Source organism: Pseudonocardia thermophila (assembly GCF_900142365.1).
Taxonomy (GTDB): domain Bacteria; phylum Actinomycetota; class Actinomycetes; order Mycobacteriales; family Pseudonocardiaceae; genus Pseudonocardia; species Pseudonocardia thermophila.
In genome coordinates, this window is the sequence record NZ_FRAP01000010.1 from 160580 (window position 1) to 183964 (window position 23385).

At 72.5% G+C, this 23385-nt stretch carries 22 protein-coding genes; 13 read left to right on the top strand and 9 right to left on the bottom strand.

Going from position 1 to position 23385, the window contains the following annotated elements:
- Positions 1–12 precede the first annotated feature (12 nt).
- Positions 13–216 (bottom strand): hypothetical protein, encoded by a 204-nt coding sequence (locus BUE41_RS14740; RefSeq protein WP_073457651.1) that lies wholly within the window; start codon positions 214–216, stop codon positions 13–15.
- A 210-nt stretch (positions 217–426) separates the two neighbouring features.
- Here BUE41_RS14740 and BUE41_RS14745 point away from each other — a divergent pair, with 210 nt between their 5' ends.
- The 7 genes from BUE41_RS14745 to mftM all read left to right on the top strand — a co-directional run bounded on the left by BUE41_RS14745 (position 427) and on the right by mftM (position 8804).
- The gene (locus tag BUE41_RS14745) at positions 427–1203 is read left to right on the top strand and encodes a FadR/GntR family transcriptional regulator (RefSeq protein WP_073457652.1); all 777 of its coding nucleotides are present in this window, start codon (positions 427–429) and stop codon (positions 1201–1203) included.
- 82 nt (positions 1204–1285) lie between these two features.
- Positions 1286–2359, top strand: coding sequence for a hypothetical protein (locus tag BUE41_RS14750; protein WP_073457653.1), 1074 nt, complete (start codon positions 1286–1288; stop codon positions 2357–2359).
- 22 nt (positions 2360–2381) lie between these two features.
- Entirely contained in the window at positions 2382–3461 is a 1080-nt protein-coding gene (locus BUE41_RS14755) for an aKG-HExxH-type peptide beta-hydroxylase (protein ID WP_073457654.1), read from the top strand.
- Positions 3462–3857: 396 nt separating this feature from the next.
- Positions 3858–5150 carry an NDMA-dependent methanol dehydrogenase gene (gene mdo, locus BUE41_RS14765; protein WP_073457656.1) on the top strand — a complete coding sequence of 431 codons (1293 nt, stop codon included), beginning with the start codon at positions 3858–3860 and terminating at the stop codon, positions 5148–5150.
- 83 nt (positions 5151–5233) lie between these two features.
- The gene (locus BUE41_RS14770) at positions 5234–6403 is read left to right on the top strand and encodes an AAA family ATPase (RefSeq protein WP_200803902.1); all 1170 of its coding nucleotides are present in this window, start codon (positions 5234–5236) and stop codon (positions 6401–6403) included.
- Positions 6403–7935, top strand: a complete 1533-nt coding sequence (locus BUE41_RS14775; RefSeq protein ID WP_073457657.1) for a VWA domain-containing protein — start codon at positions 6403–6405, stop codon at positions 7933–7935. The genes BUE41_RS14770 and BUE41_RS14775 overlap by 1 nt, the downstream gene beginning before the upstream one ends.
- A 62-nt stretch (positions 7936–7997) precedes the next feature.
- Positions 7998–8804, top strand: a complete 807-nt coding sequence (gene mftM / locus BUE41_RS14780) for a mycofactocin oligosaccharide methyltransferase MftM (RefSeq protein WP_073457658.1) — start codon at positions 7998–8000, stop codon at positions 8802–8804.
- A gap of 296 nt (positions 8805–9100) precedes the next feature.
- Here mftM and BUE41_RS14785 read toward each other — a convergent pair whose 3' ends face one another.
- The 4 genes from BUE41_RS14785 to BUE41_RS14800 form a co-directional block, all read right to left on the bottom strand.
- Positions 9101–9769 carry a MadR family response regulator transcription factor gene (locus BUE41_RS14785; RefSeq protein ID WP_073457659.1) on the bottom strand — a complete coding sequence of 223 codons (669 nt, stop codon included), beginning with the start codon at positions 9767–9769 and terminating at the stop codon, positions 9101–9103.
- The gene (locus BUE41_RS14790) at positions 9766–11106 is read right to left on the bottom strand and encodes a MadS family sensor histidine kinase (RefSeq protein ID WP_073457660.1); all 1341 of its coding nucleotides are present in this window, start codon (positions 11104–11106) and stop codon (positions 9766–9768) included. The genes BUE41_RS14785 and BUE41_RS14790 overlap by 4 nt, the downstream gene beginning before the upstream one ends.
- 22 nt (positions 11107–11128) lie before the next feature.
- Positions 11129–12373 (bottom strand): iron-containing alcohol dehydrogenase, encoded by a 1245-nt coding sequence (locus BUE41_RS14795; protein WP_084755031.1) that lies wholly within the window; start codon positions 12371–12373, stop codon positions 11129–11131.
- 121 nt (positions 12374–12494) lie between these two features.
- Positions 12495–13937, bottom strand: a complete 1443-nt coding sequence (locus BUE41_RS14800; protein ID WP_073457661.1) for a GAF domain-containing protein — start codon at positions 13935–13937, stop codon at positions 12495–12497.
- A gap of 170 nt (positions 13938–14107) precedes the next feature.
- On the opposite strand from BUE41_RS14800, the gene adh reads away from it, so the two are divergent.
- The 3 genes from adh to BUE41_RS14815 all read left to right on the top strand — a co-directional run bounded on the left by adh (position 14108) and on the right by BUE41_RS14815 (position 16729).
- Entirely contained in the window at positions 14108–15631 is a 1524-nt protein-coding gene (gene adh, locus BUE41_RS14805) for an aldehyde dehydrogenase (protein WP_073457662.1), read from the top strand.
- A complete protein-coding gene (locus tag BUE41_RS14810; RefSeq protein WP_073457663.1) occupies positions 15631–16020 on the top strand; it encodes a DUF779 domain-containing protein in 390 nt (129 codons plus the stop codon). Before adh ends, BUE41_RS14810 begins: the two co-directional genes overlap by 1 nt.
- Positions 16021–16135: 115 nt before the next feature.
- Positions 16136–16729, top strand: a complete 594-nt coding sequence (locus tag BUE41_RS14815; RefSeq protein ID WP_073457664.1) for a cysteine hydrolase family protein — start codon at positions 16136–16138, stop codon at positions 16727–16729.
- A 17-nt stretch (positions 16730–16746) separates the two neighbouring features.
- On the opposite strand, the gene BUE41_RS14820 is transcribed toward BUE41_RS14815, so the two are convergent.
- A complete protein-coding gene (locus tag BUE41_RS14820) occupies positions 16747–17730 on the bottom strand; it encodes an NADPH:quinone oxidoreductase family protein (RefSeq protein WP_073457665.1) in 984 nt (327 codons plus the stop codon).
- Positions 17727–18896, bottom strand: coding sequence for a CaiB/BaiF CoA transferase family protein (locus BUE41_RS14825; protein ID WP_073457666.1), 1170 nt, complete (start codon positions 18894–18896; stop codon positions 17727–17729). The genes BUE41_RS14820 and BUE41_RS14825 overlap by 4 nt, the downstream gene beginning before the upstream one ends.
- 123 nt (positions 18897–19019) lie before the next feature.
- Here BUE41_RS14825 and BUE41_RS14830 point away from each other — a divergent pair, with 123 nt between their 5' ends.
- The 3 genes from BUE41_RS14830 to BUE41_RS14840 are packed head-to-tail and all read left to right on the top strand — an operon-like array spanning position 19020 to position 21510.
- Positions 19020–19871: an alpha/beta fold hydrolase gene (locus BUE41_RS14830; RefSeq protein WP_073457667.1), complete on the top strand. Its 852-nt coding sequence runs from the start codon at positions 19020–19022 to the stop codon at positions 19869–19871.
- Positions 19868–20389: a 3-hydroxyanthranilate 3,4-dioxygenase gene (locus BUE41_RS14835; protein ID WP_073457668.1), complete on the top strand. Its 522-nt coding sequence runs from the start codon at positions 19868–19870 to the stop codon at positions 20387–20389. Before BUE41_RS14830 ends, BUE41_RS14835 begins: the two co-directional genes overlap by 4 nt.
- Positions 20386–21510, top strand: a complete 1125-nt coding sequence (locus BUE41_RS14840; RefSeq protein WP_073457669.1) for an AMP-binding protein — start codon at positions 20386–20388, stop codon at positions 21508–21510. The genes BUE41_RS14835 and BUE41_RS14840 overlap by 4 nt, the downstream gene beginning before the upstream one ends.
- A 12-nt stretch (positions 21511–21522) precedes the next feature.
- Here BUE41_RS14840 and BUE41_RS14845 read toward each other — a convergent pair whose 3' ends face one another.
- Both BUE41_RS14845 and BUE41_RS14850 read right to left on the bottom strand, forming a co-directional pair.
- The gene (locus BUE41_RS14845; protein ID WP_073457670.1) at positions 21523–22296 is read right to left on the bottom strand and encodes an IclR family transcriptional regulator; all 774 of its coding nucleotides are present in this window, start codon (positions 22294–22296) and stop codon (positions 21523–21525) included.
- A gap of 32 nt (positions 22297–22328) precedes the next feature.
- Positions 22329–23303 (bottom strand): alpha/beta hydrolase, encoded by a 975-nt coding sequence (locus BUE41_RS14850; RefSeq protein ID WP_234997267.1) that lies wholly within the window; start codon positions 23301–23303, stop codon positions 22329–22331.
- Positions 23304–23385 lie beyond the last annotated feature (82 nt).

Sequence of the window (23385 nt, forward strand, 5' to 3'; positions counted from 1 at the left end):
CGTGCCAGGTCGTCAGACCACCGTGGGCGGCTGGGTGACCACTGCCGGACTGGTGAAGCCCGGTTGTCCGACAGCCTCGGCGTTGTTCGGCCGGAGGGCGCCGGTGCCGAGGACCACCAGGGCGATGAGCACCGCCAGGAGGACGACCAGCACCACGCGCCAGTTGACCAGGAGGATCGCTGCTACGAGGGTCAGCAGCAGGAACGTGCCGCTCATGTCCCACCTCCGGTCCCGTGTGCTGGTTGATGAGGAATATTGAAGACGGATATCAGTTGTCAGTCAACTGAGAAGTGTCATCAGACGACTGACGTCAGAATCCGTGTTGACTGATGTCCGGGGCTGGGCTACGGTCGCGGAGGATGTTTGCCGTGGGCCGGACCACCGGCCGGAGGACGCAGCGCACCCGGCCGGGTGCGCGAGGGAGTCATGAGTGTCGACCGAGACCGCAGGTTCGAACTGACCCTCGACGCCGGTCGGCCCCTGCCCGAGGTGATCGCGGACAAGATCCGCGAGCTCATCGAGAGCGGCCACTACCGGCCCGGCGGCCGGCTCGACAACGAGACCGAGCTGGCTCGCAACATGCGCGTCGCGCGCAGCTCCATCCGCACCGCCCTGCAGCGGCTGGAGACCCTCGGCGTGCTCGAGGTGAAGCGCGGCATCGGCTGGTACGTCCGCCGCTCGGCGCCGACCAGCCGGACCGGTGCCCTGTTCGAGGTCGACGGCTACAGCGCCGCCGAGCTGTTCGAGCTGCGCATCGGACTGGAGGGCCTCGCGGCCAGCCTGGCCGCGGTGCGGGCGACCGACGGTGAGCTCGACGAGATCCGCAAGTGGAACACCCGCTTCCGGGAGGCGGGCGACGACCGCGACCTGCTGCTGGAGGCCGACGAGGGCTTCCACATGGAGATCGTGCGGGCCAGCCACAACCGCCTGCTCGCCGAGGCGTACGGTCCGATCGTGGCCAGCATCCGCGACTGGCGCTACGAGAGCTACGCCGGGCGCGGGGTCCCGCTGCGGGCCGCGCGCGAGCACGACAAGGTCGTCCGCTACCTCGCCAACAACGATCCGGGGGGCGCTCGCGCCGCGATGAACGGGCACCTGCAGCGGCTCTACGACGAGCTGCCCGACATCGCCGACGAGCCGCTCGACACCACCGGCAGCTGGACCGACGCCGAGCCGCGCTGGCGCGACCGCCCTGACGACTGACCCCGCCGCGCCCCGACTGGCGCATCACCCGGTGGAGTGGTGATGATGCTGCCGGCGGTAGTCGGCGCGATGAGGTGGGGGCATGGCGGTCGGACTCGCGGTGGCGGCCGCTGTGTGCTTCGGGGTCGCCGCCGTGATGGGGCCGGACGGGCCCTCGTTCTGGCTGCGGCTCGGCTACCTCGTCGCGGCGTGCGCAGGCGTGGTCCTCCTGATCGCGGCGGTGGCCTGGGCCGCGAGGCGTCCGTTGGAGCGCCTCCTCGTCGATCGCCTCACCGAGCTGGCCGGCCCCTCGTTGATCCAGGCGATGCCGCCGCGGACGGTGCTCGCCTCCCTCCTGCCCTGGATCTACGGCGAGACCGATCACGAGGACGTGCTCACCGGCGTGCTCGGCGGTGCCGGGCGCGACCTCGACGGCAGCGACACCGCGGTCAGCCGCAGCACCACCGCGCACTTCCGCATCTGGACGGTCGAGGACGGGGTGTGCGCGAGCGAGGCGGAGTGGACCCACGAGCTGTCCGGGGTGCGGAAGAGCCACAAGTTCGTCGTGTTCGCCACCCACGACGAGCAGATCGGCGCGCTCGTGGCCCAGCAGCGGCGGTTCCCGCTGTTCGAGTACTTCAGGGTGCTCGACGAGGACGATCTCGGCGACTTCATCCGCCGGGTGCGCGACCAGATCGAGCTCGGCATCACCTACACCGACACCTCGGGCCGGGTGCACGTGGTCCCACCCCGCCCGTTCGCCGGTGAGGTGGTGCCGCTGCGCCGGTTCAGGGACTACGTGACGTTGTCCGACGACGTCTCCCCCGACGACCTGTGCATCCTGCAGTTCGATCTGTGGGAGCTCGCCGACGACGACCACGTCGTGCAGACGATCGACAGCCTCACGATCCGCGCCACCGGTACGCCGGGCGCCGACCTGGGCTTCTACACCTGGTCGGCGCCCCATCCCTGCTTCGTCCGGACGATCACCTTCGACGTGCGGGACCTGTTCCCGCCGCAGGGCGCCTACGAGTTCCTCGTCGTGCCGTTCACGCTCACCCAGCAGGCGCTCAACTCCGGGGACTGGACCCCGGTGCACGAGCCGATCGTCCTCCAGCTGGACTCCTGGCTGCTGCCGGGGCACGGCGTGACACTCTTGTGGCGCTCCGCCGCCTGAGCTCGCGCGAGAGGAGGGCCCGATGTCGCCGACCGCGGCCGGGCTGCGCGCTGCGCACGCTCGGTTCGGCAGCCCCGAGGACGTGCTGCGCGATCGCCGGGTGCTCTACCGGGCACTCGCCGCACACCTGGGCTCCGCCGTGCCCGACGCCGACGCCGCCGCGCTCGACGATCCCCTGCTGAGGGGCCGGCTGGGGGAGGCGTTCGCATCGGGCCGCGGCGGCCTCGCCGCGGCGCCCGCCGGAGGGTTGGGTGCCCTCGTCGATCCCCGCTGCACCGCGGACGTCGCCGGCTGGCCCGTGCGGGTCGCGTCGACCCCGGCGGCCCCGCAGCTGCTCCGGCCGGCCCTCGCCCGGGTCCACGGGGTCCTGCGCGCACAGGGGGACCACTGCGCCGATCCGCTGGTGCTCTGCGGCACCGCGGCGCAGGACGCCTTCGCCACCGTCCTCGCCGGTGTCCGGCTGGCCGTCGAGCGGGTACCGGAGCTCGCCACCGACCTGCTGCCGCACGTGGCTCTGTTCGTGGTCTTGGACCGCGACCGGGCCGGCCGGCTGGGCTCGGCCTCCGACCGGGACCATCCCGGCATGGTCGTGCTGCCGGCCCCGGCGAGTGCCGTGGAGGCGGCTGAGGCCTTCGTGCACGAGGGCGCTCACCAGAAGTTCTTCGACCTCGCGCTGACCCACGAGGTGCTCGGTGACGGGCATTGGACGGCCCCGGCCTTCCGGGCCCCGTGGGCGGCGCCGGACGCCCCGGAGTGGCCCCTGGAGCAGCTGTTCGCGGCCTGGCACGCCTACACCTGTCTGACCGTCCTGGCGGCCGCACTGACCGCCGAGGAGACCGCGCCGGGCTCGCTCCTGCCGCACGCCGCTGAGCGGGCCGCCGTGCTCGCGGGCGCGTTGGCCGACCGCAGCCGCCATCTCGGTCGCGACGGCGCCGCCCTGCTGGCGGAGTTCACCGGCTGCGCCACAGCGCCGTGCGGGCCGGTGCCGGAGCCCGTCGGGGGGCCCGTGCTCGCGGTGCACCGCTCCGGCGATCGCGCGCTCGTCCTGCGCGCCGGCAGCCCGCCCGAGCTGGTGTGGCGGCGGTTGGACGAGGACGGGTGAACACGCGGGGAGTCCTGTGCTCCCGCCGGCGTCGCCGGTTGTAAGGTGCGCCAATCCGTCAACCGGTGCACACCCGGAGAGGCCCCATGTCGACCGATCAGCAGCTCGTCCGTCCCGCTCCGGAGTCGGAGCGGCGCGTCGTCTGGTTCCGCGGTGGCGACCGCCCGGTGGGCGGTGGTGGGAACACGGTCTTCGTCCGGCCGGCTCACGACGACCCCGCCCGCGCGTCCGGCGCCGATCCCCGACCTGCCCGATCGCAGGGGTGAGTCACCCCTCCGTCGAGACGCCCCTGCCGACCGCACCGACCGGTTCTGGCGTCCAATCCCTGGCCCTGTGTGACGCGGCGCTCATAGCGTCCGGCGCGACCGATCCGATCGCGCTGAAAGGGCATGACCAATGCAGGTCGAAGAACTGCTCCCACAGTTCCCCATCAAGGAGTTCCACCCCTTCCCCCGCGCCCTCCTCGGTCCGGGTTCGCACGAGCTGATCGGTCCGGAGGCGCTCAAGCTGGGGTTCAAGCGGACCCTGGTCATGACGTCGGGTCTGCGCGGCTCGAACATCGTGCACAAGATCGTTGAGTCCATGAAGTACCACGGGCTCGAGGTCGTCGTGTACGACAAGGTCGAGTCCAACCCCAAGGACTACAACGTCATGGAAGCCGTGGCGATGTACCAGGAGAACGAGTGCGACTCGTTCGTCTCCATCGGCGGCGGTAGCTCCCACGACGCCTGCAAGGGCGCGCGCATCTCCGTGGCCCACGACGGCCGCAACGTGAACGAGTTCGAGGGCTTCAACAAGTCCGAGAACCCGAAGAACCCGCCGCACATCGCGGTCTCCACCACGGCCGGTACCGGTTCGGAGACCTCGTGGGCGTACGTCATCACCGACACCACGACCGACCCGGACAACCCGCACAAGTACGTCGCGTTCGACGACGCCTCGGTCACCACCCTGGCGATCGACGATCCGGTGCTCTACTACAGCTGCCCGGTCGACTACACCGCGCAGTGCGGGTTCGACGTGCTCGCGCACGCCTCGGAGCCCTACGTCTCCCGGATCGACTTCCAGCCGTCGCTGGGCAACGCACTGCACGCGATCAAGCTCACCGCGGAGAACCTGCGCGAGGCCACGTGGAACCCGCAGAGCCTCGCCGGCCGCCAGGGCATGATGTACGCCCAGTACATCGCCGCCCAGGCGTTCAACTCCGGCGGCTTGGGGATCATCCACTCGATCTCGCACGCGGTGTCGGCGTTCTACGACACCCACCACGGCCTGAACAACGCCATCGCGCTGCCGCGCGTGTGGGCGTTCAACATGCCGGTGCACTACAAGCGGTTCGCCGACATCGCGCGGGCCATGGGTGTGGACACCCACGGCATGAACGACGTCAAGGCGGCCGAGGCGGCGCTCGCCGCTGCGATCCGGCTGCTGCGCGACGTGGGCATCCCGGAGCGGTTCGTCGACGTCAAGCAGGACACCTACTCGAAGAACCGGCTGGGCCAGGGCCCGACCAAGTTCTACGAGAACGCCAAGACGATCGTCGGTGACGCGGCGGACGTCGACCGCATCACCAACCACGTCCTCGGTGACGCCTGCACCCCGGGCAACCCGAAGGAGTGCACGTTCGAGACCGTCCGGCCCGTCGTCGAGCACTGCATGACCGGCGACCTGGACGACCTGCTCTCCTGAGCGATCCCGTTTCGCCCCGTGGGGTGCCGGCCGCGGGCCGGCACCCCACGGGGGCGTCTTCCTCCCCGATCGGAGCACATGCCTTGCCGCAGTTCGAATCAGTGGACCAGGTCATCGACGAGCTGGCCGCGGTGGGCTACATCGCCGACACCCGCCTGGCCACCACCGTCTTCCTCGTGACGCGGCTGGACAAGCCGCTGCTCATCGAGGGCCCCGCCGGTGTCGGGAAGACCGAGCTGGCGAAGGCGCTGGCCGCCGTCTCCGGGCGGCAGCTGCTGCGCTTGCAGTGCTACGAGGGCCAGGACGAGACCAAGGCCCTCTACGAGTGGGACTACGGCAAGCAGCTGCTCTACACCCAGATCCTGCGGGAGAAGATCGGCCAGGTCGTCGCGGACGCCCCCGACCTGGCGACCGCCGTCGACCGGATCGGCGCGCAGGAGAGCGTGTTCTTCTCCGAGCGGTTCCTCGCGCCGCGCCCGCTGCTCGAGGCGATCCGCTCCGAGGAGCCGGTCGTCCTGCTCATCGACGAGGTCGACCGGGCCGACGAGGCACTGGAGGCGGTGCTGCTGGAGACGCTCGCCGAGTACCAGGTCTCGGTGCCGGAGGTGGGCACGTTCACCGCGAAGCAGCCGCCGTGGGTGATCCTCACCAGCAACAACACCCGCGATCTCTCCGCGGCGCTCAAGCGGCGCTGCCTGCACCTGTTCCTCGACTACCCCTCGGCCGAGCGTGAGCTGGAGATCGTCCGCAGCAAGCAGACCGGGCTGCCGGACGCGCTCGCCGAGCAGCTGGTCGGCATCGTGCGCGGGCTGCGGGAGCTGGACCTGCGCAAGTCCCCGTCGATCTCGGAGACGATCGACTGGGCCCGCACGCTGGCCGTGCTCGGCGTGCAGGAGCTGTCGTCGGCGATCCTGTCCGACACCGCGTCCGTCGTCGTCAAGTACGACAAGGACGTCCGCAAGGCGCTCGGTGCGCTGCCACGGCTGGTCGATCCGAACGCCGTCGTGCCGGAGCCGGGGCACGGTCACGGGCACGGCCACGGTCATGGGCACGGTCATGGGCACGACCACGACCACGGCGAGCCCGACGGACGCGCGATCCGCGCGGCCAAGGACACCCCCGGCCGGCACGGCAACACCTACGGCAGCGACCCGCTGAACGGGGGTCCGAAGCCGGTCACGCCGGCGAAGGTGTCGGCCGACCGCGGCTCGCGCAGCTTCACCGCCGGCCTGGGACGTAAGCGGGCCCTGTAGTGGAAGCCGCGCTGCACCGCTTCGTCCGGCTCCTGCGCCTGCGCGGCGTGCGCATCTCGACGCCCGAGGCGCTCGACGCGATGATCTGCGCGCGGGAGCCGGGCATGCTGCGCGACAAGGAGACGCTGCGCGCTGCCCTGCGCGTCGCGCTGGTGAAGGACCGGCGCGACGAGGAGGCCTTCGACGAGGTCTTCGACCAGTTCTTCGCGCTGGTGAGGGTGGGCCCCGCCGAGGTCGGGCACGGTCACGGCCACGGCCACGAGGACCTCACCGACGAGGGCGCGCTGCAGGACTTCACGCTCTCGGAGGACCCGGGCGAGACCCCGCAGCAGGGGCACAGCCACGGCAAGCCCGTCGACATCCGCGAGTTCTTCAACCCCGAGGACCTCGCTCAGCAGTACAACCTGCACCAGGAGGCCAACAAGATCGATCTCGCGTCGATGACGGACGAGATCGTGCTGTCCAAGGACAACCAGGGCCTGCTCGGCGAGGGCAACCGCGTGCAGATCGAGACCGACTCGCTGCACGACGCCGGCGTCCCCGGCCAGATCAGCCAGCAGCAGGGCACGAAGGTCGACGCCGATCTGTCGGTGTCGCAGCAGGAGGCGCTGCTGGCGTGGCTGAACCAGGTCGACCCGGACCCCGCCGACCAGGAGGGCACCGAGGAGGACGCCGCGGCGCTGCGCCGGCGGCTCGACGGCCTGCTCGCCGGCTTGCCGGAGGCCATCAAGCACCACCTCGAGAAGTTGATGGCACTGGAGAACCTGGTCATCGAGGGGCACGAGAAGTCCGTCGCCGAGGTCGACCGGGTCGCGGAACAGGAGCGCATGCAGCTGGAGGAGTCGATCCGCAGGTTGGCGCGGACGCTGCGCGGCGGGCTCACCCACAAGCGGAAGGTGGCCGCGCGCGGGCGCATCGACCCCGGCCGCACGATGCGCCGCAACATGCGCTTCGACGGGGTGCCGTTCGCGCCGATCACCGTCCAGCGGGCGGAGGACAAGCCGCGGCTGGTCGTGCTCACCGATGTGTCGCTGTCGGTGCGCGCCACCGCCCGGTTCACCCTGCACCTCGTCCACGGGCTGCAGAACCTGTTCGGCCAGGTGCGCACGTTCGCGTTCGTGAAGGACGTCGTCGAGGTCACCGACCTGTTCGAGGACCACCCGATCGAGCAGGCGCTGATGCGGATCTTCGGCGGCGAGCTGCTCGACGTCGACGCGAACTCTGACTACGGCGCCGTCTTCGGCTCGTTCATCGAGGACTTCGGGTCGGCGGTCACCCGCCGCTCGACCGTGATCGTGCTCGGCGACGGGCGCGGCAACGGGAACGACCCGAACCTGGAGGCGTTCGCCGAGATCACCCGTCGGGCCCGGGAGACGATCTGGCTGACCCCCGAACCGCGCTACTCGTGGGGGCTGGGCCGCTGCGACCTGCCGCTCTACGCGGAGCACTGCTCGCGGGTGCGGGTCGTGCGGGACCTGACGGGGCTGGAGAGCGCGGCGAACGAGATGGCCGTGGACCGGGTGGGCCGATGAGCCCCGCCGGGTCCGCGACCGCTGCCGCGATCGGTGACGAACGGCCCTTTCGTCCACTCCAGGTGGACGAAAGGGCCGTTCGTCGCCCATCGGAGGGGGCCGGGAACCGGGGCAACGAGCCCACCCGCACGGGGGGTGGTGGGCTCGCCCGTCCCGGCGGCCCGATCCCGCTGGACCGGCTCGACAACGACCTCGCCGGCTGGCTGGAGCGCACGCTGGTCCGACCAGGGCTGCTGGCGCCGGAGGCGTTCGAGCGGGTGTTCGTGGCGCTCGTGGAGTCCGCGGCGGCCGATCCCGACGCCGCGTGGGAGGCGTTCTACCGCAACACCCTCGACCGCCTCGCCGCCGGTGGCGGCGTCCCCGGCGGCACGATCGCCGAGTTCGCGCCGGTGCACGACACAGCGGCGGCGCTGGTCCGCGGCCGGCGCGTGGTCGAGCTGGGCAGCTGCTTCGGGTTCCTGTCGCTGCGACTGGCCCGCGCCCGGCACGAGGTCATCGCCGTCGACCTCGTGCCCGGCACCGCGGCCCTGCTGCGGCGGATCGCCACCCGGCTCGGCCTCGCCGTGACGGCGGTGGCGGGGGACGCCGTGCACCCCCCGCTCGCCGCGTCGAGCGCCGACACCGTGCTGGCCGTGCACTTGCTGGAGCACCTGCCGCCCGAAGCTGGGGACCGGGTGATCGCGCAGATGCAGCGGATCGCGCGGCGGCGGGCCGTCGTCGCGGTGCCGTTCGAGGACGAGCCGAACCCCGCGTGGGGCCACGTCCGCACCTTCGACCTGGCGGCGCTGCAGGAGCTGGGGGCGCGCACCGGCTGGCCGTTCCGGGTGTTCGAGCACCACGGTGGCTGGCTGGTGCTCGACAAGCCCTGACCCAGCGGGGTCGCGTCGACACCGGCGTTCTCGCGGTCACCTCAGCGGAGCGGTCGACCCGGATGCGATGTCGAGGTGTTCCTCGTCGAGGAAGGCCCGGACCACGATCTCGGGTGTGAGTGAGTCGCCCGGCTGGTGCCCGGCCGGCCCTGACCCCACCGACCGGGACGACCCGGAGCGAGCCCGCGGGGCCGCAACAGCGGCGTCGGACGACCTGCAGATCAGGACGCGTCCGGTCTGCGGGCCGCCCCCCCGCAAGGCGCGGACCGTGGATCGTCGACGCGATCACGAACGCTTCAGAGCAGGCCCAGCTTGCTCGCCGCGTACACCGCCTCCGCCCGCCGGCCCACCAGCAGCTTGCGCATCACGTTCGAGACGTGGAACTTCACCGTCGTCTCGGAGATGAACAGCTCCTTGCCGATCGCGCGGTTGGACAGGCCGCGGGCGAGCAGGCGAAGCACCTCGAGCTCGCGGTCGGTGAGCCGTTCCCGGTCCGGCGACGGGCTGTTGAGGCTGCGCACCATCGCGGATGCGCTGCGGGCGTCGAACGCGCTCTCACCGCGCGAGACCGCGCGGATCGCGCGCACCAGCTCGGTGGTGTCGACGTCCTTCACGACGTAGCCGCGGGCGCCGGCCTGCACCGCCTCGACGACGAGCCGGTCCTCCGCGAACGTGGTCAGCACCAGCACGCCGAGGCCCGGGTGCTCCTGGGTGAGGCGCTTGCACAGATCGAGCCCGTCGGCCTGCGGCCCCGTGGTGAGCTTCAGGTCGAGCAGCACGACGTTCGGGCGGGTCTTCGCCACGGCGGCCGCGGCGGCCTCAGCGGACCCGGCCTCGCCCACGACGGCCAGGTCCTCCTCGCGGTCGAGCACGGCCCGCAACCCCTGGCGCATGATCGCGTGGTCGTCGACGAGCACGATCCGGGTGGGCGCCTGCCGGGGGCGGGCGGCGACGGGAGCGGTCATGAGGGGTCCTCCACGGGCAGCGGCACGCTGACCTGCACCTGCAGGCCACCCAACCGCGACTTCGACAGCGTCAAGGTGCCGCCCAGTTCACGGGCGCGCGCCTGGATGTTGGCCATGCCGCGGTGCTCGCCGGACGGGGCGCGGGCGGCGGCCCGCATCGACCGCCGCACGTCCTCGGGGCGGCCGCGGCCGTCGTCGGCGATGGTGAGCACCACGCGGTCGCGCCGGTAGACCAGCCGGACCTCCGCGCGCGTGGCCTCCGCGTGCACGGCCGTGTTGAACAGCGCCTCCCCGGCGACGCGGAACAGCGACTGCTCGGCCTGCGCGGGTAGCGGGACGGGATTGCCGCCGATCCGCACGTCGACGCGCAGGTCCTCGGGCATGTGGACGTCCGGCAACCGCTCCAGCATGGCCGGGAGGGTCTTCTCGCCGTGCTCGTCGTCGGACAGCGCGTAGATCGCCGACCGCAGCTGCTCGACGGCCCGGCGGGTCAGTTCCTTGGCGGTGTCCAGCCGCTCGATCAGCGCGGGATCGGTGAGCTCGGTGCGGCACAGCTCGATCTGCATGCCGGCGGACAGCACGAACTGGGTGACCGAGTCGTGCAGCTCCCGTGCGATGCGGTGCCGCTCGTCGACGAGCACCTGGTGCTGGCGCGCCGCGAACAGCTCCTCTTGGGCCGCCTGCAGCTGGCTGTTGCGTTCGGCCAAGTCCTCCGCCTGCTTGCGAGCTTGTTCACGCAGCCGCTCCGAGCGTCGCAGCAGTGCCTCCCCGCGCTGGTAGAGCGCGCAGTTCTGCAGCGCGGCCGCGGTCTGGCCGGCGAGGATGCGCAGCACCGACTCGTCGGTCGCGTCGATCTCCCGCTCGGTGCCGGTCCACACCGCGAAGCTGCCGACGACCGTGCACCCGGACGTGATCGGGACGTGCACGTGCTGGTCCCGCGAGCCGTGCACGTGGTCGGCGGCGGTGAACTCGGCCGCCCGGATCCGCTCGACGTGCGACCAGACCTCCTCGGGGATGCGGTCGCGGTCAGTGATCTCCACCCCGCCGGGGCCGAGCACGAGGTGGCGCGGGTGGGCGTCCGGCATCTGCCCGTCGACCAGCGCGAACACCACCCAGCGGGCGGTCAGGTGGTCCGCGGCGGCGGCCACGACGGCGCGCACCAGCGCTTCGGAGCCCTCGTGGGTGCGCACGAGCGCCGCCGAGATCCGGTCCAGCGCGTGGATGACCCGCCGCAGACCCTCCGCTGAGTGCCGGTACTCGGGGTAGAACGACGGCTTGCCGGACCGGATGCCGGTCAGCGCGTGCAGGTCCGGCGTGACCCGGGCGACCTCGGTCACGGCACGGCCCCTTCCCGGCCGGTCACAGCGCCGCCCGCAGCATCGTCTCGATGTCGGCCACCGACGCCGGGCGCGGGTTCGTGGTGAGGCAGGCGTCCTGCAGCGTCAGCTCCGCCAGCCGCGGCACGTCCGCCTCGGACACCCCCAGCTCGGCCAGCCCCCGCGGCACGCCGACGTCGTCGGCGAGCTTGCGCACCCGCTCGGCCACCAGCTCCGCCGCGTCCGCCCCGGGTGTGTCGGGGTGCAGGCCGAGGTCCATGGCCTGCGCGATCGCGCGGAACCGCTCCGGCTCCGCCTCCCCGTTGAACCGGATGACGTGCGGCAGCAGCACCCCGTTGACGACCCCGTGCGGGAGGTCGAGCAGGCCGCCGACCTGGTGGCTCATGGCGTGCGTGGCGCCGAGGATCGCGTTGGTGAACGCGAGCCCGGCCTCCAGCGCCGCGTGCGCCATGCACTGGCGGGCCGCGGCGTCGTCGGGCTCCTCCATCGTGTGCGCGAGGTTGCCGACGACCAGCGACACCGCCTGCAGCGCGTGCGTGTCGGTGAGCGGGTTGTGCGCCAGCGACACGTACGCCTCGATCGCGTGGGTGAGCGCGTCGAGCCCGGTGGCGGCGTTGAGGTCGTCGGGCATCGTGGTGAGCAGCCGCGGATCGATCACCGACACGTCCGGGACGAGCGCCCGCCCCATGATGGTGATCTTGTTGCGGCGCTTCGTGTCGGTGACGATGCAGAACTGCGAGACGTCCGCCCCCGTCCCCGACGTCGACGGGATCATCACCATCGGCGGGATCGGGAAGACGATCTTGTCGATGCCTTCGTAGTCGAGGATCCGCCCGCCGTTGGACGACAGCAGCGCGATGCCCTTCGCCGCGTCCATCACCGAGCCGCCGCCGATGCCGAGCACCACGTCGCAGCCTGCGGCGACGTACTGCTCGTAGCCGGCCTCGATCTCGTGGTCCTTCGGGTTGGGCGTGACGTCGTACCAGACGTGCGGGGTCAGGCCGGCCTCGTGCAGGTGGCCGAGCAGCTCATCCGGCCAGCCCGCGGCGAGCAGCCCCGGGTCGGTGGCCAGGAACGGCCGGCGCGCGCCGAGCCGCAGCGCTGCGTGCGCCGCCTCGGACAGCGAACCGGGGCCGAACACGACCTCCGGGGCGTGGAACTTCGCCAGCTGAGGCCGTGGCCGGTCGCCTGGATCGTCGCCGGGAGCACTGCGCCGGGCGAGCAGGACGGAGTCCCCTGCTCGGATTGCGGTGGCGACGAGGGTCACGGCTGCCCTCCTCACTGAAGACGGTGGCCGGTGTTCGAGGCTACAAGCCAATTGCGCATGGTGGCCCTGTACGTACGGAGGGTTGGCCCTCCGAACGGTTAGGGACGCGAACCCTACGGCGTCACCCGTCGTCCGCCGGCCGAGCTGCGAGGATCGCCCGGCGCGGGTCGGGATCGGGCAGCCTGGCGCGCAGCCGGTGCAGCAGCTCGGGATCGGTGTCGCCGCCCGCGCGCAGCAGCGCCCACATCGCGTCGACGTCGCCGCTGCGCAGCACCGCCGCTCGGACGGCGCCGGTGAGCAACTCCCGTTCCTCGCGGATCGCGGGCGCATCCGAGCAGGGCAGGAGCGGGCCCCGGTAGGCCAGCGCGGCGTCGCGCACCCGCCCGCTCATCAGCGCCTCGCGGACCTCGCGGAAGTCGGCGTCGACGCGGGCGGTGAGCCGGTACGGCTGAGTGCGCAGGATCGCTGGGCCGAGCACCCCGCGCAGCCGGTGCACCTCCGCGCGGATCGTGACGGTCTTGCCGTGGTCGCCGTGCAGCATCGTGGCCAGCGCGTCCGCGGTGAGGCCCTCCGGGTGCAGGACGAGCAGCGCCAGTAGCTCGGCGTGCCGGCGGGACAGCTGCACCGGGCGGCCGTCGACGTGCACGACGGGCCGGTGCGCGCCCAGGAACGAGACGGTGAGCACGGGCAGCGTCCGGGCGCCGCGGTCGACCGGGCGGGCGAGCCAGCCCTCGGCCAGCGGTTCGAGCACCGCCTCGCCGCCCTCGAACCGCACTCGGTCGCCGCTGTGCGGCAGGTGGACCCGCGCCGGCAGCCAACCGGCCGGCTGCGCGGCGAGCACCCGCCCGCTCGGGGCGAGCAGCGCACCCGGGCCGCCGCGCAGGGCGGTCAGGTGCGGCAGGCCCTTGGCGAGCAGGCGTTCGTCGCGCACGGCGATCTGCGCGGCGAGGTGGCTCTCGGCGAGCTTGGCGGCGGCGACCACCAGCGCGAGCGTCGTCGGGTGGAAGGTGCGCGCTGCCCCGGTGACGTCGACGGCGCCGATGAGCTCACCGGTGTCCGGGTCGTGGATCGGTGCGGCCGCGCAGGTCCACGAGTGGTAGGTGCGCACCAGGTGCTCGGCGGAGTGGATGGTGACCGGCTCGTCGGCGGCCAGCGCGGTGCCCATCGCGTTGGTGCCGATCGCGTCCTCCGACCAGCGCGTGCCCTCGACGAGGCCGACCGGCTCGGCCCGGCGCAGCACGTCGCGATCGCCCTCGCGCCACATGATCAGGCCGCGCTCGTCGGTCACGATCATCATGTGCTTGGCCTGGTCGGCGATCTCCACCAGCGTCTGGCGCAGCAGCGGCAGCACCGGCGCGAGCGGGTGCGACCGGCGGATCCGCTCCAGCTCGGCCGGTTCGTGCTCGTAGGGCGGGGTGTCGTGCTCGGGATCGACGTGTGCGGCGAGCGATCGCTCCCACGACCGTGAGACGACCTCCCGCGGCGGCAGCGCAGGCGTGCCGCCGGACAGGACGGCCTCACGGGTGCGCTCGAGCGCGTCCCGCACGGGATCGGTGGCGCTCATCACAGGCCAGCATTCGCGCGGTCGGGCACCGGGGCAAGGGGTACCTGACCCGAAGGCGCGGCCGCCTCTGTCCGGAAGGTGAGCTACCTCCCACGAGCTGCAACCCGGCTGCAACCCCGGTCTTCCTAGCGTTCGCGGCGCTTCGTCCGCGAGCCGAGGAAGGACCGCAGATGACCGTCTACGCCGCCCCGAACAGCGAGGGCAGCATCGTCTCCTTCAAGTCCCGGTACGACAACTTCATCGGTGGCGAGTACCTCAAGCCGGTCAAGGGGCAGTACTTCGAGAACCCCACCCCGCAGACCGGGGAGATCTTCACCGAGGTCGCGCGCAGCACCGCCGAGGACGTCGAGCTCGCCCTCGACGCCGCGCACGCCGCCGCACCCGCGTGGGGCAAGACCTCCCCGGCCGAGCGCGCTGAGGTCCTGAACAAGATGGCCGACCGCATCGAGGAGCACCTCGAGCCGATCGCCATCGCGGAGAGCTGGGAGAACGGCAAGGCCTGCCGGGAGACCCTGGCCGCCGACATCCCGCTCGCGATTGACCACCTGCGCTACTTCGCCGGCGCGATCCGCGCGCAGGAGGGCGGCATCTCGCAGATCGACGACGACACCGTCGCCTACCACTTCCACGAGCCGCTGGGCGTCGTCGGCCAGATCATCCCGTGGAACTTCCCGATCCTGATGGCGATCTGGAAGCTCGCGCCCGCGCTCGCGGCGGGCAACGCGGTCGTGCTGAAGCCTGCCGAGCAGACCCCGGCGTCCATCCACGTGCTGATGGAGCTGGTGGCCGATCTGCTCCCGCCGGGCGTGGTGAACATCGTCAACGGCTTCGGGCTGGAGGCGGGCAAGCCGCTCGCGTCGAGCAACCGCATCCGCAAGATCGCCTTCACCGGTGAGACCACCACCGGCCGGCTGATCATGCAGTACGCGTCCGAGAACATCATCCCGGTCACGCTGGAGCTGGGCGGCAAGAGCCCGAACATCTTCTTCAACGACGTCGCGGCGGCGGACGACGCCTTCTACGACAAGGCGCTCGAGGGCTTCACGATGTTCGCGCTCAACCAGGGCGAGGTGTGCACCTGCCCGTCCCGCGCGCTGATCCAGCAGGACATCTACCACGACTTCCTCGCGGCGGCGGTCAAGCGGACCGAGCAGATCAAGCAGGGCAACCCGCTCGACACCGAGACGATGATCGGCGCCCAGGCGTCGAACGACCAGCTCGAGAAGATCCTCTCCTACATCGAGATCGGCCGGCAGGAGGGCGCGAAGATCCTCACCGGCGGGGAGCGCGTCGAGCTCGGCGGCAACCTGTCCGGCGGCTACTTCGTCCAGCCGACGATCTTCGAGGGCACCAACTCGATGCGGATCTTCCAGGAGGAGATCTTCGGCCCGGTCGTGTCGGTCACCCGGTTCACCGACTACGCCGACGCCATCGCGATCGCCAACGACACCCTCTACGGGCTCGGCGCCGGCGTGTGGTCGCGCGACGGCAACACCGCCTACCGCGTGGGCCGCGACATCCAGGCCGGCCGGGTGTGGGTGAACAACTACCACGCCTACCCTGCGCACGCGGCGTTCGGCGGCTACAAGCAGTCGGGCATCGGGCGGGAGACCCACAAGATGATGCTGGAGCACTACCAGCAGACCAAGAACCTGCTGGTCAGCTACTCGCAGAACGCCCTGGGCTTCTTCTGATGCCCCGGGTCGCGCTCACGCAGGCGGCCGCTGACCTGCTGGTGCAGCTCACGGAGGTCCACGGGCCGCTGATGTTCCACCAGTCCGGCGGATGCTGCGACGGGAGCGCGCCGATGTGCTACCCCGAGGGGGAGTTCGAGCTCGGTGGATCAGATGTCCACCTCGGTGATCTCGTCGTCGAGGGGCTGGTGAAGCCGATCGGGTTCTCCATGTCGGCGGCGCAGTACGAGTACTGGAAGCACACCCACCTCACCGTCGACGTGGTGCCCGGGCGGGGCAGCGGGTTCTCCGTCGAGGCGCCGGAGGGGGTACGGTTCGTCGTCCGCTCGCGGCTGCTGACCGACGAGGAACGGGCGGAGGGTCCGGCGTCGAGCACGACGATGTGGTGATCAACAAGGCTCTTCGATCACCGCAGGTTCGTTCTCGACGCGGCGAAGATCCCCGGGCGGGACCCGGACCGGCGTACCGTCCGGGTCCCGTTCCCTTCTCCCGGGAGGACCAGACGTGCCGTCGACGACGCTACGGACGCTGTCCGGGCTGCCTGCCGAGCCGCCCCGGCTCGCGGAGTCCACGCTGATCATGATCGACTGCCAGAACACCTACACCCGCGGCACGATGCAGCTGGAGGGCGTCGAGACGGCGCTCGACCACGCCGCGGAGCTGCTCGACCGCGCCCGCTCCACCGGCATCCCCATCGTCCACATCCAGCACGACGCAGGTCCCGGCTCGCCCTACGACGTCCGCGACGAGATCGGGGCGATCGTCGACCGCGTCGCCCCGCGCGGCGACGAGCCGGTGATCGTGAAGAACTTCCCGAACGCGTTCGTGCGGACCGATCTGGCGGAACGGCTCGGGCCGGGGCCGCGGAACCTGGTGCTGGCCGGGTTCATGACGCACATGTGCGTCAACTCGACGGCGCGCGGGGCGTTCAACCTCGGGTACTCGCCCACCGTGGTCGCCGCGGCGACCGCGACCCGTGCGCTCCCGGGCCCGGACGGTTCGGCCGTCGACGCAGCCGCGCTGCAGACCGCGAGCCTCGCCGCGGTCGCCGACCTGTTCGCCGTGGTCGTGCCGGACGTACGGGCGATCCCGGACTGACCCTCGCAACCGCACCTTCACAGGGCCAGCAGCACCTTTCCCCGCGCCTGCCGCCGGGCGAGGATCTGCAACCCCTCCGCACACCGCTCGAGCGGCAGCACCGCGTGCACGTGCGGGACGAGCCGGCCGTTACCGGCCCAGTCGAGGACGTCGGCGACGTTCGCCCGGTGCGCCTCCGGCTCGCGCCGGGTGAACTCGCCGAGGAACACCCCGAGCACGGCGGCCCCCTTCACCAGCGGCAGGTTCAGCGGGAGCCGGGGGATCGTGCCCGAGGCGAACCCGACGACGAGGTGCCGCCCGCGCCAGGCCAGCGCGCGGAAGGCCGCCTCCGCGTGCGCCCCGCCCACCGGGTCCAGCACGACGTCCACGCCGTGCCCGTCGGTGAGCCGGCGCAGTTCAGCCTTGAGGTCCTGCACGGAGTAGTCGATCACGGCGTGGGCCCGCGGGCGCAGGAACTCCGTCCGCTCCGCCGACGACGCGCACGCGATCACCCGCGCCCCGAGCGCCCGCCCGACGTCGACGGCGGCCAGTCCCACCCCGCCCGACGCGCCGAGCACGGCCAGCGTCTCCCCGGGAACGAGACCCGCGCGCTGCCGCAGCCCGTGCACCGCGGTCGCGGCCCCCACCAGCACGGCTGCGGCCGTCGCGTCGGGCACCGACGGTGGCAGGACGGTGACCCGGTCGGCCCGTACGACGATCCGTTCCCGGGCCACGCCGTACTCCTCGTTGCCCGCCACCCGGTCACCGACGTGGACGCCGGCCACCCCGGGCCCGACCGCGCTCACCGTGCCCGCGTACTCACTGCCCGGCGAGAACGGCGGCTCGGGTCGCACGACGTGCCGCCCGGCGACCAGCAGCGTCTCGTGGAAGTTCAGCCCGATGCAGGAGACGTCGACCGCGACCTCGCCCGGCCCGGGCACCGGCGGCGGCAGCTCGACGATCTCCAGCACGTCGGGGAGCGCGTCGGCCTCGCCGAACTCCCGGCACACCACCGCCCTCACGCGACCGCTCCGGCCGCGAACCACGCATCGATGCGTTCGGCGTCGACCCCGGACTCCGCGAGCACCTCCCGCGTGTGCTCGCCCAGCTCGGGCGGCATCCGGCGCACCGGCGGCAGCTCGCCGTCGTAGCGGACGGGATGGCGCACCAGCGTCACGGGCTCGTCGCGGAGGCGCACCTCGGTGAGCAGCCCTTCCGCCTGAACTTGCGGGTCGGCGGGCAGATCGGCGTAGTCGGCGACCCGCTCGTACCAGAACCCGCGCGGGCCCAGTGCCGCATCCAGCCGCTCCCACGTCCAGCCGGCCAGCTCCGCCGCGAGCGCGGCGGTGAACGCATCCCGGTCGGTCAGCCGGCCCTCGTCCCCCAACGCGACGAGCGCAGGCGCGCCGATCGCGGAGACGAACCCCGCCATGTCTCCGCTCAGCGCGATCACCGCGACCGCGTCGGCCAGCCGGTACACCCCGTACGGGGCATCGATGAACCAGGCCGCGAGATGCCGGTCCCGCCGCAGGTCAGCGCGGGTGCGCCGGCCGCCGTGGAACAGTGCGATCGCCTCGGCCTGCAGGTCCAGCCCGGCCCCGAGCAGGCTCGCCTCCACCCGGGCGCCCTCCCCGGTGCGCGCTCGCCGGACGAGCGCGGCCAGCACCCCGAGCGCGAGCAGCGCGGCCCCGTGGTGGTCGACGACGGGCGATCCCGCCGCCGTCGTCCCGTCCCCGGTCGCCGCGATCAGCCCGCTGCGCGCCTGCACGAGCACGTCGACCCCGGGCCGCTCGCCCATCGGGCCGCGCCCGCCCCAGCCGGTCGCCGAGGCGTACACGATGTCCGGCCGGATCGCCCGCACGGCCTCGTAGCCGAATCCGAGCTTGTCCAGCGCGCCCGGCCGGTAGTTCTCCAGCACGACGTCGGCCCCGGCGATCAGCGGTGCGAGCACCTCGGCCGCCATCGGGTGCTTGAGGTCGACGGCGATCGCCCGGCAGTTCCGGTTGACCGCGAGGAACGTGACGCTGGTGCCGGCGACGCGGATGCCGCCGCTGCCCGTGCGCCGCTCCCACGCACCGCCCGGCGGTTCGATCTTCACCACGTCCGCGCCGAGGTCGGCGAGGTGCTGCGCGGCCGCGGGGCCCTGCACGAAGTGGGTGAAGCTCAGCACCCTGATCCGGTCCAGCATGGCGCCGGATTCTTCGGGCGCCGCCGAAACTGCGGCAAGATCGCGTTTCCGGCTGTCGGAAGGCGGTCGTTGTCCGCGGCCCGACGCGCGGGTGAGCATCGTGGCCCGCAGAAGGGAGCAGCGATGATCCGAGTCCGGGCGGGCGAGCTGGTCTTCGCCGTCACCACGGCCGGGGCCGGCGAGCCGGTCCTGCTGCTGCACGGCTGGCCGCAGACGGCGTACGCCTGGCGGCACGTGGTTCCGCTGCTCGCCGACGGGTTCGCGCTGGTCGCGCCGGACCTGCCCGGGTTCGGTGACAGCTCGATCCCAGCGGACGGCTACGACAAGCGCACTGTCGCGCGCCGCGTGCGGGCGCTGATGCACGAGCTGGGGCACGATCGCTACGCCGTCGTCGGCCACGATCTCGGCGGGCAGGTCGGCTACGCGCTGGCTGCGCAGTGGCCGGACGAGGTGACCCGGCTGGTGTTCGTCGAGGCGGGGATACCCGGGCTGGGCCGCTCGATCGACGCGGCGAACCCGCTGCGCGGTGGGTCGTGGCACTTCGGCTTCAACATGGTCCCCGACCTGCCGGAAGCACTCGTCTCCGGCCGCGAGCGCACATACCTGCGGTTCCTGTTCCTGCGCGATGAGATCGGGCTGGTCGAGACCGCCGCGATCGGGCCCGCCGATCTCGGTGTCTACGCCGACGCGCTCGCCCGTCCCGGGGCCCTGCGCGGCAGCTTCGGCCACTACCGCGCACTGCCGCAGGACATCGCCGACAACCGTCGGCTGGCCGCCACCGCGCAGCTGCCGATGCCGGTGCTCGTCGTCGGGGCCGCGGGCGGGGTGGGTCTGTCCTGGCTCGACACGGTCACCGAGGCCGCCCAGCACGTCACGCCGGTGCTCGTCGACGGCAGCGGCCACTACCTGCCCGAGGAACGGCCGGCCGAGCTCGCCGGGCTGATCCGCGAGTTCCTGTCGAAGGAGAACACATGACCGAACTGAAGATCTCGATGCCGATCGTCGATCTCGACGGCATCGCGCACGAGCTGGGTGAGGCCGGCCGGCGCGTCCGCGTGCTGTGGCAGGAGGGGGAGTCGCTCGCGTTCGTCGCCCGCGGCCGGGAGTACCGCAGCGAGTTCCACATCAACCCCAGCGACGAGGTCATGTTCATGATCCGGGGGCAGATGAATCTGCACTACCGCAACCCGGACGGCACCGAGGACGTCGCGGTCATCCCACAGGGCTCGTCGATCTACACCCGATCCGGCATCCCGCACTCCCCCCGCTTCCCTCCGGACGCGTTCGTTCTGGTCATCGAGCGGCTGCGGCGCCCAGGCGAGCTCGACCGGTTCCACTGGTTCTGCCGGAAGTGCGACAACTTCCTGCACGAGGAGGCCGTGCACGTCGACGACTACCGCACCGACCCGGTCGGCAAGGCGTACCAGCGCTTCTTCGCCGACGTCGACGCCCGGACCTGTGGCGAGTGCGGCGACGTGATGCCCGCCGGATGACCGGACCGTTCAACGGGCCCGGGCTCGGCGAACTCGTCGTGCGGGCGCTGCGCCGCCATCCCGGCCGTCTCGCGTTCGTGGCGGGTGACCGGTGCGTGACCTACGCCGAGACCGCGGGCCTGATCGGGCGCGCGCTCGCCGCGTTCGACGCCCGCGGGCTGCGGCCGGGGGACCTGGTGCTGCAGGTGGTCGGCAACCGGCCCGAGCAGTGGGCTGTACAAGCGGCGTGCGCGCTCGCCGGCCTGCGCTCGGCCGGGCTGCCGCCCGGGGCGGACACCGCTGCGGCCGCGGCGTGGTGCGGGGCCCGGCTGGTGATCACCGAGGCCGGGCTGGCCGGGTTCTGGGCGAGCACGCCGTCGGCCGCGCCCCTGGTCGCCCGCGCCGATGCCGCCGACGTCGCGCGCGTGGCGTTCACCCGCGGCACCACCGGCCCGCGCAAGCGGGTGCTGCTGTCCGGGCGCGCCCTGGCCGCCGCCGGTCTGTTCCAGCTCACGGCGGCCGAGTGGCCCGCCGAGGTGCGGCTGCTGTGCGCGGAGCCGGTGTCCGGCGGCTTCGGCACGATGGTGCTACCCGCCCTGCTGCGCGGCGGCACCGTCGTGCTCACCGACGACACCGCCCCCGAGACGGTCGCGGAAGCGATCGACCGGCACCGCCCGACCGTGGCCTACCTGCTCACCGTGAACCTGGCCCGCCTCGCCCACGAGCTGCCCGTCCCGTCGACGTTCGAGACCCTCGTCTACAGCGGCGGTCCGCTCGCCCCCGGCGATCTCGACGCGGCGCTGGCCCGGTTCGGCCCGATCCTCGTGCAGGCCACGGGGCAGACCGAGGCGCCGAAGTCGTTCGCCGTGCTCGGCAAGGCCGATCACCACCCGGGCCTGGCCGCTACCGACATCGGGATGCCGCTGCCGGGCATGCGCGTGGCGGTGCTGGGCCCGGACGGCGCCCCCGTCCCGGACGGCGAACCGGGCGAGCTGTGCCTGCGCGGGCCCGCGGTCATGAGCGGCTACGCCGACGATCCCGCCGCGACGGCGCACGCCTTCCGCGGCGGCTGGCACCACACCGGAGACCTGGCCCGCCTCGATGAGCGCGGCCACCTCCACCTGATCGGCCGGCTGGGCTGATCAGGCACCTGATCAAGCGCCGATGTCCAGATCAGGTGTCTGCGCGAGCATGCGCGAGATGCCGTGCGCGGCTGTGCGGACCGCGGGCCCCATCCGGTCCGGCGCGTTCGGCGACGAGCGCACCACCAGCGACAGCGCCGCGATCGTGCGGCCCTCTCCGTCGACGATCGGGGCGGCGATGGAGAACGCGCCCATCGTGAGCTCCTCGACGGCGGTGGCGATGCCGGTGCGGCGCACCTCCGTGAGGATCTGCCCGAGCGTGCCGGGCCGGGTGATCGTGCGCGGCGTGAACCGCTGCAGCCGCGACCGCAGCACCTGGTCCTGCACCGCCGGCGGGGAGAACGCGAGCAGCACCTTGCCCGCGCTCGTCGGGTGCAGCGGCAGCCGCTCCCCGATGTGCGTGGGGATGCGGATCGAGCGGCGCCCGAAGAACTTCTCGACGTAGAGGACCTGTGAATCGCGCAGGACCGCGAGGTGCACGTTCTCCCGCGTGGCCTCGTAGAGGTCCTGCATGAACGGCCGGGCGATCTCGCGCAGCGTCCGCGAGCGGGGCGACAGCGAACCGATCTCCCACAGCCGCAGCCCGATCCGGTACTGCCCGTCGGCGAGCTTCTCCAGCGCGCCCCACTCCACCAGCTCGCCCAGCAGCCGGTGCGCGGTGGGCGCCTTCAGGCCGGTGGCCCGGCAGATCTCCATGAGCCGCAGCTTCGGCTTCTGCGGCGTGAACGCGCCCAGGATGGCCAACGCCTTGCTGGTCACCGACGGCCCCGGCCCGCCCTCGCGCACGACCGTACGTTCGCAGGGCGGCGCGGCAGGTGTCAACGGTCGACCTCGGCGAGCACCGCGGCCAGCTCGGCGGGCCGCGACGCGAACGGCGAGTGGCCGGTGGGCAGGGTGACCTGCCGGAAGCGGTTCGCGGGCGTCAGCTCGTCAGCGTCGCGGATCAGCACGTCCTGCAGCGCGATCGGCAGCGCGCGGTCCTCGGTGCACCGCACGTACGTCCGCGGCACCGAGCCCCACCGCTCGGCGGTCGCGCCCACCTCTGTCGCCAGGAACGACACCGGCTGGTCCGGGGTCAGCGCGAGCGCGAACGGCAGGAACGCCTCGGTCGTCACATCGGTGTAGTAGGCGGCGCGCAGCTCCTCCAGGTACGTCGGATCGGTCGAGCGCGGGTTGATCCGCACCGCGCCGATCGCTGCGGGATCACCCAGGTAGAGCCCTCCGCCGAGGGCGGTCTTCGCCTCCGGCAGCGACAGGTAGGCGAACGCCGAACCGAGCTTCGTCGGGACGAACGCCGTCACGTACACGAGGTGGTCGACCAGCTCGGGGGCGCGCTCGACGGCGGCCGTCGCCACCGCGCCGCCCATGCTGTGCGCGACCAGCACGATCCGCCGCCCTTCGCGCAGGCCACGCAGCGCCTCGACCACGGCGTCCGCGGCGACGTCGAGGGTGACGTCCGCGATCGGCGACGGCTCGGTCGAGAGGCCCGCAGCGTCGCCGGTGAGGTACGCCCGTGGGAAGCGGGCGACGACCCCGTGCCCGGGCAGGTCCACGGCGAGCGCCCGGTGCCCGCGGGCGACGAGCTCGGCAGCGACCGGGGCCCAGTGCGCACTACCGTGCCACGCGCCGTGGACCAGCACGAAGTCGGTCGGCGCGGCATCAGTGGGGGCAGCGGTGCTCGCGGTGCCGGGCACGCGGTCTCCTTCCTGGACGGGGCTCGCGGCGCAGGCCGCGGCCAGCGGCAGCGCACCGAACGCGGCCAGCACGGTGCGTCGGGGAACGGTACGGGACACGGGGGACCTCCTGGGCCCGGCGTTCAGGGTGCGGAGCATGCTGCGGCGCGCCCGTCCCGAGCTCCAAGACCGGTCTTCCGGC

Coding starts and splice junctions, on each gene's coding strand:
- BUE41_RS14740 (WP_073457651.1), bottom strand. CDS start 216: ATGAGCGGCACGTTCCTGCTGCTGACCCTCGTAGCAGCGATCCTCCTG.
- BUE41_RS14745 (WP_073457652.1), top strand. CDS start 427: ATGAGTGTCGACCGAGACCGCAGGTTCGAACTGACCCTCGACGCCGGT.
- BUE41_RS14750 (WP_073457653.1), top strand. CDS start 1,286: ATGGCGGTCGGACTCGCGGTGGCGGCCGCTGTGTGCTTCGGGGTCGCC.
- BUE41_RS14755 (WP_073457654.1), top strand. CDS start 2,382: ATGTCGCCGACCGCGGCCGGGCTGCGCGCTGCGCACGCTCGGTTCGGC.
- mdo (WP_073457656.1), top strand. CDS start 3,858: ATGCAGGTCGAAGAACTGCTCCCACAGTTCCCCATCAAGGAGTTCCAC.
- BUE41_RS14785 (WP_073457659.1), bottom strand. CDS start 9,769: ATGACCGCTCCCGTCGCCGCCCGCCCCCGGCAGGCGCCCACCCGGATC.
- BUE41_RS14800 (WP_073457661.1), bottom strand. CDS start 13,937: ATGAGCGCCACCGATCCCGTGCGGGACGCGCTCGAGCGCACCCGTGAG.
- adh (WP_073457662.1), top strand. CDS start 14,108: ATGACCGTCTACGCCGCCCCGAACAGCGAGGGCAGCATCGTCTCCTTC.
- BUE41_RS14810 (WP_073457663.1), top strand. CDS start 15,631: ATGCCCCGGGTCGCGCTCACGCAGGCGGCCGCTGACCTGCTGGTGCAG.
- BUE41_RS14825 (WP_073457666.1), bottom strand. CDS start 18,896: ATGCTGGACCGGATCAGGGTGCTGAGCTTCACCCACTTCGTGCAGGGC.
- BUE41_RS14830 (WP_073457667.1), top strand. CDS start 19,020: ATGATCCGAGTCCGGGCGGGCGAGCTGGTCTTCGCCGTCACCACGGCC.
- BUE41_RS14835 (WP_073457668.1), top strand. CDS start 19,868: ATGACCGAACTGAAGATCTCGATGCCGATCGTCGATCTCGACGGCATC.
- BUE41_RS14840 (WP_073457669.1), top strand. CDS start 20,386: ATGACCGGACCGTTCAACGGGCCCGGGCTCGGCGAACTCGTCGTGCGG.